This window comes from Streptomyces racemochromogenes (genome assembly GCF_044129415.1).
Lineage (GTDB): Bacteria > Actinomycetota > Actinomycetes > Streptomycetales > Streptomycetaceae > Streptomyces > Streptomyces racemochromogenes_A.
The window spans coordinates 53,195-63,127 of sequence record NZ_JBBDHD010000038.1; the positions used below are offsets into that span (position 1 = coordinate 53,195).

A 9,933-nucleotide genomic window follows, 5' to 3' on the forward strand; every position below is an offset into this window, starting at 1 on the left:
GGTGCTCCGGGCCGCTCTCCACGCCGGGGGAACCGCAGGTTCCCGTGGCACCGTCACATCCGGCGGATCCGCAGGTAGCGCCGGATGTCGGGGAACGTCTGCACGAGTACGACGGCGGCGGCCAGGGCCGCGGCGGTGCAGAAGACGGCCTTCTTCATGGGGTTCTCCTCAGTTCGCACCGGTCACTCGCCTGCGGCCCGGGCTCCGTCTCCAGATCCGTCAGGAGGTCCAGCAGCATCCGTACGGCTTCCGGTACCGCGGCCGCCACGGGGGCGCTCAGTCCGATCCCCTCGTCCACACGGGCCGGTTCGCAGCCGACGACGTACGTGCGCCGGGGCGGGGCGGAACCGGTGCCGGAGCACAGGGTGCCCAGCAGGCCGAGGACCGCGTCGGGAGACATGTGGTGGCCGTCGAGGACGGGGCGGCCGCCGCCGGGGGCGGCGGAGCCGGGCGCCTCGATCAGGTACAGGGTGCCCGGTTCGCCGCCGCGTTCGGTGGCGTCGACCAGGACGAGGGTGTCGTAGCCGTCCAGGAGCTGGTAGGCCAGGTGGACCCCGCGCACGCCGAAGTCGGCCACCTCCACGTGGCCGGGCAGGGCGTGCGCGGACAGGGACCGCACCGTCTCGACGCCGAACCCGTCGTCGCCGAGGAAGACGTTGCCGATGCCCGCGATCAGGACCCGGCCGCTCACGGCTCCTCCAGGGGGGTGACCTCGTCGGGCTGGAAGTAGAGGAACCGGCCCTGCTCGCGGCGGATGTCCGCGCCCGGGTCGCCCTCCACGGTGACGGCGAGGTGCACTCCCCCGTCGACGTCGTGGAGGACCGCCTCGACGTGCGCGGCGCGGCCCTGGAGGAAGAGGTCCTGGGCGTCGGTGCGCCGCAGGCCGGGGCGGAGCGTCACGCGGCTGCCGGGACCGACGGGGACGCCGTCGACGAGGACCCGGTCGGGTGCCGGTTCCGGTGGGGCGCTTCCGGCCGGGTCCCACCAGGGGGTGCCGGGACTGAACAGGGCGTCCGGCTCCGCCTCTTCGGGCGGCGGCCCGCCGGTGGCCCCGCGCAGGGAGCGCACCGCTCCGTGCAGCCGTTCCAGGACCTCGGGCGGCAGGGATTCGGCGAGGTCGACGACGGCCGCGGCGCGGGGGTCCGTACCGCGTGCCTCGCGCTTCTCCTCGTCGGTGAGGGCGGCGGTGCGCAGGGCGAGGATCTCGTCGATCTCGGTGGCGTCGTACATCGCGCCGGCGCTCTCGGGGGCGATGGCGGGGTGGTCCTCCAGGATGATCGGGGAGGAGAGGACCACGTCGGCGCCGCCGCCCTCGCCGGCGAGGACCGGCCAGGTGTGCAGGTTCGCGCAGCCGGCGACGGCGGGCCGGGCCCATTCGGGCGGGTCGGTCATGGACAGGAAGGAGCCCGGGGTGAGGCCGAGCAGCAGGTGGGCGGCGACGAGGGAGCGCGGCAGGGCCTCCTCGCGTGCCGCTGCGGCGGGCTCGTCCGGGGCCCAGGGGCTGGTGTTCTCGACCAGGGCCGTGAGCTTCAGGACCCGGTAGGGGCCGTCGATTTCCTCGGCGTGCAGGCGCACCACCCCCTCGACCTCCTGGGTGCGCCGGACGAGCCGGCCGACGGTCCGGCCGCGGTCGTCGAGCACCGGTTCCACGTCCTCGCGGGCCGGGCGGGTGAACGGGAGGACGATCTCCTTCTCCGTCAGTTCGGGTACGGCGACGCGCAGTTCGACCCGTTCCTCGGTGCCCTCGTCCCAGGGGACGAGGACCCGGTCCGCCAGGTGGAGTTCGGCCGTGTCGGCGAACGTGCCGTCGTCCAGGACGCGTTGGACGGTGCGGCGTTGGGCGTGCAGGAAGCGCAGTTCGAGGGAGAGGGTGGCGGCGCCGCGCGGCTCCATGAGGACCTCGGTGCGCTGGAGGCTGTGTTCGCCCTGGACGGGGGCCCAGGCGGGCGGGACGAGGACGCCGAACTGCCAGCGCATCCGGTTCTTGGCGGCGGAGGCGCGGTAGGGGTACAGGACGTAGCCCTCGAAGAGGACGGCGTCCGCCACCTGGCGGGCCGACTCGAAGCGGCGCCCGTGGCGTTGGGTGGTGGCCGCGGGGGCCGTCGTGGTCATGGGGCCGCCCTCTCGGTGACGCGGGGTGCCGGGGCTCCCGGAAGGGGGAGCGCCGGTGGCGCGGGCTCGGCGGCGTCCAGCAGGGCGCGCAGGGTGTCCTCCCAGGAGGCGAGGGCGTGGCGGGAGCGGTAGGAGAGCAGTTCGGCCATGGTGGCGCGGGGCAGCCGCAGCCAGCCGCAGCCGGGGAAGTGCTGTTCGATCATCTGGTGCCACACGGCGACGGGCATCCGGTACGCGGCCTCGCGGTCCCAGGGCACGGGTGCGACGCGGAATCCGCCGGCCCCGGTGAAGGCGGTGCCGGAGAACAGCAGGAGCAGCGGGACCTCGCCGTCCCGGAGGGCGTTGAAGTACCGGGTGGAGGCGATGTCCATGTCGTAGGTGCAGGGGACGACGAGGTCGGTCTCGGTCTCCCCGGTGAAGCCGGGAACCAGCAGGCCGACCTGGGCGAACTGGACGGGCCGCAGGGTGGTGCCCCAGCGGGAGCGGTCGCCGAACAGGTCGGCGAGGGCCTCGGCCTCGTCGGTGCCGTAGCCGCGCCGGGCCGGCTCGATGCGGATCTGGCAGCGCAGGGCGAGGGCGTGGACCCGGGTGTCGGGGGTCGCGGCGGTGATGCGCAGCCGCAGGACGAGGGTGGGGCCGGCGGCGTACGGGTCGGCGCGCACCCCGGTGCAGGCGAAGGTGAGGTCCGTCATGAGGGGCGGGCCTCCGCGAGCACCTTGGCGCGGGCCTCGACGTGGGCGAAGAGGGCGTCGAGGGCGGCCCGGGCCTCGGCGCCGCCGTCGAAGCCGCGCCACAGCAGCCGCATCCGGCCGACCAGTTCGTAACAGACGTCGATCGGGACGAGGTGGCAGGTGGTGCGGCCGGGCGAGTGGCGGAGCAGGAGGGCCTCCACGTCGGGTTCGAGGACTCCGGCGAGCCGTCCGGCTCCGAGGACGGACTGCCAGGTGTCGGGGTCGAGTTCGCTCTCGGTGGCACCGGCCGGGCTGGGGTAGAGGGCCACGAGCCGGCCGAGGGCGGCGTTGCGGAAGAGGAAGGCCACGCCGACGGGGATGCGCAGCCGTTCCCAGTCCGCGTCGTCGAGCCGGTGGCCGGGGTCGGCGAGGTAGCGGTCGGGGACGGCCCGGTAGCGGCCGGTGCGGGTGCCCGGCCGGTCGAAGAGGAGGGCGCAGGCCGTGCAGGCGCACACCAGGGCCCGCTTCTCGGTCTCGACCAGGTGGCGGTGGCCGTCCGGGGGTACGGGCGTCCCGCAGAGTTCGCAGCTCTCGGGCCGGGGCGGCCGGGGGCCGGTGAAGCGGTGCAGCCCCCGGGCGCGGGGGCCCGTCACGGCACCCGGGCCGGGGTGTGCGGGCGGGTGCCGATCTGGAGCAGGGGCGCCGGGGGCGGGGGCGTCTCGATGTCGACGCCGGTGACCTCGGGGGCGAAGCAGGCCAGGGCGTCTTCGAGGGCGGCGCGGGTGGTGTCCGCGGCGCCGGAGCCGCATCCGCAGCCGGAGCCCGCGGCGGGGGCGGTGCGCAGCCGCAGGACGCCGGTGGCCGCGTCGAAGCCGAGCGGTTCGACGGGGGCGTCCGCGGTGCGCAGGGCCCGTCCGATGCGGGTCTCGACGTCGTCGGGGTGCAGGCCGTGCAGGGTGAGCAGGCTCGCGACGAGGTCGTCGTCCAGGAGCGGGGCGAGCGCCGGGGCGCCGAGCCGCTCGGTGATCCGGGCGAGGCCGGCCCCGTAGAACTCCATGAGGACGCGGACGAGTTCCTCGGCGGCCGCGCAGGCGGCGCGGTCGCCCGAGTCGGCCAGCCGGTCGAGGACCTCCTCGACGCGGGCTCCCGCCCGCCGGGCGTCGGCGGCGGCGCTCATCCGCCGAGTCCGCTCAGGCCGGTGGGCACGTGCAGGGTCTTCACGGTCTTCCCGCCGCCGACGTACATGTGGACCCCGCAGGGCAGACAGGGGTCGAAGCTGCGCACGGCGCGCATGATGTCGATGCCCTTGAAGTTCTCCGGAGCGTTCTCCTCGAAGATCGGCGTGTTCTGCACGGCGTCCTCGTAGGGGCCCGGTGTGCCGAAGGTGTCGCGGGTGCTGGCGTTCCAGGGGGTCGGCGGGTACGGGTGGTAGTTGGCGATCTTCCCGTCCCGGATGACCATGTGGTGGGAGAGGACGCCGCGGACGGCCTCGGTGAACCCGCAGCCGATGGACTCGTCCGGGACCTCGAACTTCTCCCAGGTCTGGGTGCGTCCGGCGCGTACCTCGGCCAGGCCCTGTTCAGCGCAGTGCAGGGCGATGCCCGCCGCGTACGCCTGGAAGTAGGTGCGGGCGCGGTTGCGTTCCAGCGCGTTGGACCACTTCGGGATCTTCCACTCGAAGGTGGTCTCCGGCTTGGTCATGGTGCGCGGCAGGGTGATGACGACGCTGTGGCCGGTGGCCTTGACGTAGCCGACGTCGACGAGCCCGGACAGGGCGGTCGACCACAGGCGGGCGATGGGGCCGCCGCCGGTGTCGAGCGCCAGGTGGTCCGTGCCGTCGAACCAGCGCGGGGACATCACCCAGCTGTACTTGTCGTCGAAGTTCCGCTTCTGCGGGGCGGGGATGGTGTGCTGGTTCCAGGGGTGGCGGGGGTCGACGGGGTTGCCGAGCGGGTCGTGGGTGACGAACTGCTCGCGACCCTCCCAGTCGTCGTAGTACGAGCTGCCGAGCAGGATGCGGATGCCGAGGTTGATCCGCGTGAGGTCGTTGGTGACCAATTTGCCGTCGACGACGACGCCCGGGGTGACGAACATCTTCCGTCCCCAGTCGGTCATGTTGGCGTAGGTGAAGTCGCAGTGCTCGGGGTCGTTGAGGGCGCCCCAGCAGCCCAGCAGCACGCGGCGGCGGCCGACCTCCTCGTAGCCGGGGAGGGCGTCGTAGAAGAAGTCGAACAGGTCGTCGTGGAGCGGGACGACCCGCTTCATGAACTCGCAGTACCGCATGAGGCGGCTCATGTAGTCGGTGAACAGCTGGACGGAGGCGATGGTGCCGACGCCGCCGGGATAGAGGGTGGAGGGGTGCACGTGGCGGCCCTCCATCAGGCAGAACATCTCGCGCGTGTACCGGCTGACCTGGAGGGCCTCGCGGTAGAACTCGCCCTCGATCGGGTTGAGGGAGCGCATGATGTCGGCGATGGTGCGGTAGCCGTGGTCGGCGGCGTGCGGGGCCTCGGTGCGCTCGGCGCGTTCGAGGACGCCGGGGTTGGTCTCGCGGACCATCTTCTCGCAGTAGTCGACCCCGACCAGGTTCTCCTGGAAGATGTTGTGGTCGAACATGTACTCCGCCGACTCGCCGAGGTTGATGATCCACTCGGCGAGGTGCGGCGGCTTGACCCCGTAGGCCATGTTCTGGGCGTAGACGGAGCAGGTGGCGTGGTTGTCCCCGCAGATGCCGCAGATGCGGCTGGTGATGAAGTGCGCGTCGCGGGGGTCCTTGCCTCGCATGAAGACGCTGTAGCCGCGGAAGACCGACGAGGTGCTGTAGCACTCGGCGACGCGCTTCTGCTTGAAGTCGATCTTCGTGTGGATGCCGAGGCTGCCCACGATCCGGGTGATCGGATCCCAGGCCATCTCCACCAGGCCGCTGCCGTCGCCGGCCGCGTTCGTCTTCGGTGCCATCGTCTGTGCCGTGACCCTTCGTTCGGTACGGGGTGTGCGGGATCGGATCGCCGGGAGGGGGCGGGGTCTGTGGGAGGGGCCGGTCACCAGGGCGGGCGGTAGCCGGTGGTCAGCTTCCCGCCGGTGTGGCGCCACTTCGGTTCCTGGTCGACGGTGTGCAGGGTGACCGCGCGCAGGCGCCGGACCACGGCCCCGTACGCCCCGCTGGCCTTCGCGGACACGCGGGAGCCGGGGGGTGCGTCCATGAACGGCATGAACTTGTCGGGGAAGCCCGGCATCGTGCAGGCGATGCAGATGCCGCCCACGTTCGGGCAGCCGCCGATGCCGTTCATCCAGCCCCGCTTGGGGACGTTGCACTTGACCACGGGACCCCAGCAGCCCAGCCTGACCAGGCACTGCGGGGAGTCGTAGGTCTCGGCGAACTGGCCCTGCTCGTAGAAGCCGGCGCGGTCGCAGCCCTCGTGGACGGTCTGCCCGAACAGCCAGGTCGGGCGGAGCTTGTCGTCCAGCGGGATCATCGGGGCCGAGCCCGCGGCCTGGTACAGCAGGTAGGTCAGGGTCTCGGAGAAGTTGTCGGGCTGGATGGGGCAGCCCGGGACGCAGACGAGGGGGATGCCGGCCTTCGAGGTCCAGTCCCAGCCGAGGTAGTCGGGCACGCCCATGGCCCCGGTCGGGTTGCCCTCCATGGCGTGGATGCCGCCGTAGGTGGCGCAGGTGCCGATGGCGACCACGGCGAGCGCCTTGGGGGCGAGCCGGTCGATCCACTCGCTGGTGGTGATCGGCTGGCCGGTGCGGGGATCGTCGCCGAAGCCGCACCAGTAGCCCTCGGGCTTGATCGACTCGTTGGGGATGGATCCCTCGACGACGAGGACGAAGGGGTCGATCTCGCCGCGCTCGCCCTTGAAGAACCATTCGATGAAGGTGTCGGCGCCGCCGACGGGCCCGCATTCGAAGTCGATCAGGGGCCAGTGCACGGCCACCTTGGGCAGGCCCGGCAGGACGCCCGTGACGATCTCCTCGATGCTCGGCTGCATCGCCGCCGTGAGCGAGACCGAATCGCCGTCACAGCTCAGTCCGGCGTTGATCCAGAGGATGTGGATCGTCGGGTCCTCTGCCGGGTCCGACGTTGCTGCATCCATGCGGGTCCTCCTTCGGAGGGGATGCGGGAGGGGAGGTGGGGAGGGGGCGGACGGACCGCACCTCTTCCTTGCTAGCAGGGGTACGCCGGGGACGCGCTGTCCTGTACGGCCGGTCCGGTGACGCCGGCGGGCGCGGGCGCGGCGCGGCGGATGAGGTGGGGCGGGGTCCCGCGGGCGGGCTCCTTGCGGACGAAGGCGCGGCGCAGGGCGTGGTAGGGGGCCCGCGGGTCGTCGAAGGTCCGCCGCATCCGGTCCAGTTCCGCCTCCCGGTAGGAGGCCAGCGGGCGCCGGGCCTCGTCCTGTTCGCGCCGGGCCTTCTTGGCGGCGATCCGCGCGCTCGTGGCGGGCAGGGCGGCGAGGCGGACCGCGAGCCGGGCCGTCTCGCCTGCGAAGTCCTCGGGCGGGCAGGCGACCGTACGGTCGGACAGGCCCAGGGCGAGGGCCGCGTCGGCGCTCAGCGGCAGGGCGTCCTGCGTCAGCCGGGCCGCGGCGGCCTCGCCGACGCGGGCGGGCAGGGTGTAGGTCCAGTACTCGGATCCGTACAGGCCCATCAGCCGGTAGTGGGGGTTCAGGACGGCGCCGGAGCGGCACCAGACCTCGTCGGCGGCGAGGGCGAGCATGGCACCGCCGGCGGCGGCGTTCCCGCCGAGGGCGGCGACGACGAGCCGGTCGGTGGTGGTGAGGACGGCCTCGACCAGGTCGTCCATGGCGCTGATGTTGGCCCAGGACTCCTCGGCCGGGTCGGCGGCTGCCTCGATCACGCCGAGGTGGATGCCGTTGGAGAAGAAGTCTCGGCCGCCGCCGAGGACGAGCACCGAGGTCGGGCGGGACAGGGCGGTCCGGTAGGCCGCCAGCAGCCGGCGGCAGCGGTCGGTGTCCATCGCTCCGGCCGGGAAGGAGAACGAGAGGAAGCCGACCGGGCCTTCCTCCCGGTAGCCGATGTCGGACCAGGTGCGGCGGCGGGGGTCCCCGTGCAGGGGGGCCGGGTGATCCGGCAGCGGGGGGAGCCGGTCGCCCAGGGCGAGGACGGCGGGGAGCCGGGGCGCGGGCGGCTGCCCGGGGGCGTGCCGGGCCCGCAGTTCGGGGATCCAGACGGCGCCGTCGGCCGTGGCCCGGCAGACCGCGCCGGTCCGGGTGGCGAGCAGCTCGCCGGGGCGGCCGCGCAGCCGGTCCTCGGGGTGGCCGCCGTGCAGGTACCAGTCCCCGCCGAGCAGGTCGTCCCGTACGCCCGGCCGGGAGTCGGCGGCGCGCAGCACGCGCAGGATCCGCTCGGTGGTGTCGGTCGCCCAGTCGATGCGGCGGCCCTCCTGGCGCAGGGCGGGGCGGGCCAGGCCGCTGTGCTGGGGCCGTGGGGCGTACGTCCCGGAGGCGAAGCGCTCCACGGCCAGCAGGACGGCCTCCAGGGCCGCGTCGGCGATCTCGCCGCGGTAGAGGTCGCTCTTGCCCACCGGCGGGACCTCGCACTCGGCGGTGGCCCAGACGGGTCCGGCGTCCATGACGGCCTCGGCCTGCAGGACGGTCACCCCCCACCGGGTGCGGCCCTCCTGGACCGCCCAGTCGAGGGAGGAGGGACCCCGGTCGCCGACCGGTCCCGGGTGGACGACCAGACAGGGGTGGGCGGACCAGACCTCCTCGGGGATCGCGGTGCGCAGCATCGGCGCGAGGACGAGGTCGGGGGCGTGGCGGCGCACGGCATCGGCGAGGGGGCGGTCCGGGAGGGCGAGTTCTACGGCCACGCTGTGTCCGTGGTCGCGCAGCTCGGCGTGGACCCGTTGGGTGAGGCTGTTGAACGCGCTCGCGAGGAGCAGGACGTGCACGTGGTGTCTCCCGGGGCCCGGGGCCGGGGCGCGGCGGCGCCCGGTCCGATCGGCAGCTCGTGACCGGGTCATGACCGGCCGCCCGAAATAGTGGCGCGGGGGGCGGGGGGCGGCGGCGCAGGCGGGCGGAGGTGTCACTCGAAAGCGGGCCGGGCCGGGGGCCACTCGGCCCCGCGAGTTTGCGCGGCGGGGGGCCGGTGCGGGGTGCGGGGTGCGGCGAAAACCTCGTGCGCCGGCCGATCGGCTCGGGGAGACTGCGCGGATGAGTACCGATCCCCTCCGGACACCGCAGCAGCGGGCCCTGGCCCATGTGGCCGGGCTTTCCGCCGGGCCCCCCGTGGACCCGGCGCTGCGGGTGACCCTGAATTTCCATCCGGACCGCGCGGCCGGCGGCAGGCCCCTCCTGGAGTCGCTCGCGGAGAGCGGCGTCTACCTGTCCCAGTTCGTCACCGGGACGAGCAACGGCGGCCTCACCGCCCACCCCGGCGGTGACCGGTGGCGGTGGGAGAGCCGGATCTTCGACGGGGCCTACGACCGGGCGGGCGCGCACGAGCGGCCCGTCTACGGGGCGCTGAACCACCACGGCAGGGCGGTGGGCGCGGCGCCCCGGTTCGGTTCCGCGCACCTGCGACTGGCCGCCCACGCGCTGGAGCGGACGACGTTCTGCTACCCGGACAGCTTCCTGGAGCCCTCGGACTTCGGGACGGCGCAGCGCATGGGGCTCGTCGAGCTCGCCCTGGCCGACCGGCAGGACGACCTGGACGACTACATCGAGGCGCAGGTGCACGGCCCCGTCCGGCTGGACCGCGACGTCGAGGCGCTGGTCCTGGACCCCTGCTACCGGGGCACGGCCGTCGAGGAGGCCGCCCGGCGCCTGCCGTGCCCGGTGGAGTGGCACGACGGGTTCCGCCTCACGGTCGAGGAGCTGCGCCGCCACCCCGGCTACCGGGGTCCCGAGTTCGTGGAGCTGGGCGCCCGGATCGCCGTCGGCGGCAGGCTGGACCCGGGCGTGGTCGGAGCGGCGGCGGCCGCCGGCGGGCACGACCCCCAGGCGCTCAAGAAGGTCTGGCACTGCCTGGCCCGCTTCGGGGCGCCCGCCCCGGCACGGACGCCCGCCCAGGGAAGGACGGCGGGGGCGGCGTCCTAGGTGTTCTGTCCCGGGAGGTTGTGGACGGGTGACGCAGGTCTCGGCTGAGGGATCTTGAACGGGTGAGGGCCTTCCGGGTTCGGTGTGGA

The 9,933-nt window shown here is 73.8% G+C and carries 10 protein-coding genes; 1 reads left to right on the forward strand and 9 read right to left on the reverse strand.

Annotated features, from left to right (window positions below):
• Nucleotides 1-53 precede the first annotated feature (53 nt).
• The 9 genes from WDV06_RS17270 to WDV06_RS17310 form a co-directional block, all read right to left on the reverse strand.
• Nucleotides 54-158 carry a DUF6893 family small protein gene (locus WDV06_RS17270; RefSeq protein WP_395510642.1) on the reverse strand — a complete coding sequence of 35 codons (105 nt, stop codon included), beginning with the start codon at nt 156-158 and terminating at the stop codon, nt 54-56.
• Nucleotides 155-691, reverse strand: a complete 537-nt coding sequence (locus WDV06_RS17275; protein ID WP_395510643.1) for a hydrogenase maturation protease — start codon at nt 689-691, stop codon at nt 155-157. Before WDV06_RS17275 ends, WDV06_RS17270 begins: the two co-directional genes overlap by 4 nt.
• On the reverse strand, nt 688-2,112 hold the full coding sequence (locus tag WDV06_RS17280) for a hypothetical protein (protein WP_395510644.1): 1,425 nt from the start codon (nt 2,110-2,112) through the stop codon (nt 688-690). The genes WDV06_RS17275 and WDV06_RS17280 overlap by 4 nt, the downstream gene beginning before the upstream one ends.
• Nucleotides 2,109-2,804, reverse strand: a complete 696-nt coding sequence (locus WDV06_RS17285; RefSeq protein WP_395510645.1) for a DUF6084 family protein — start codon at nt 2,802-2,804, stop codon at nt 2,109-2,111. The genes WDV06_RS17280 and WDV06_RS17285 overlap by 4 nt, the downstream gene beginning before the upstream one ends.
• A complete protein-coding gene (locus tag WDV06_RS17290; protein ID WP_395510646.1) occupies nt 2,801-3,436 on the reverse strand; it encodes a DUF5947 family protein in 636 nt (211 codons plus the stop codon). Before WDV06_RS17290 ends, WDV06_RS17285 begins: the two co-directional genes overlap by 4 nt.
• Nucleotides 3,433-3,960 carry a hypothetical protein gene (locus WDV06_RS17295; RefSeq protein WP_395510647.1) on the reverse strand — a complete coding sequence of 176 codons (528 nt, stop codon included), beginning with the start codon at nt 3,958-3,960 and terminating at the stop codon, nt 3,433-3,435. Before WDV06_RS17295 ends, WDV06_RS17290 begins: the two co-directional genes overlap by 4 nt.
• On the reverse strand, nt 3,957-5,741 hold the full coding sequence (locus WDV06_RS17300; RefSeq protein ID WP_395510648.1) for a nickel-dependent hydrogenase large subunit: 1,785 nt from the start codon (nt 5,739-5,741) through the stop codon (nt 3,957-3,959). The genes WDV06_RS17295 and WDV06_RS17300 overlap by 4 nt, the downstream gene beginning before the upstream one ends.
• Before the next feature lie 83 nt (nt 5,742-5,824).
• The gene (locus tag WDV06_RS17305; RefSeq protein WP_395510649.1) at nt 5,825-6,880 is read right to left on the reverse strand and encodes an NADH-quinone oxidoreductase subunit B family protein; all 1,056 of its coding nucleotides are present in this window, start codon (nt 6,878-6,880) and stop codon (nt 5,825-5,827) included.
• 71 nt (nt 6,881-6,951) lie between these two features.
• On the reverse strand, nt 6,952-8,697 hold the full coding sequence (locus tag WDV06_RS17310) for an enoyl-CoA hydratase-related protein (protein ID WP_395510650.1): 1,746 nt from the start codon (nt 8,695-8,697) through the stop codon (nt 6,952-6,954).
• 262 nt (nt 8,698-8,959) lie between these two features.
• Between WDV06_RS17310 and WDV06_RS17315 the strand changes: the two genes are divergently transcribed.
• Nucleotides 8,960-9,844, forward strand: coding sequence for a DUF3626 domain-containing protein (locus WDV06_RS17315; RefSeq protein ID WP_395510651.1), 885 nt, complete (start codon nt 8,960-8,962; stop codon nt 9,842-9,844).
• The last annotated feature ends 89 nt before the right edge of the window (nt 9,845-9,933 follow it).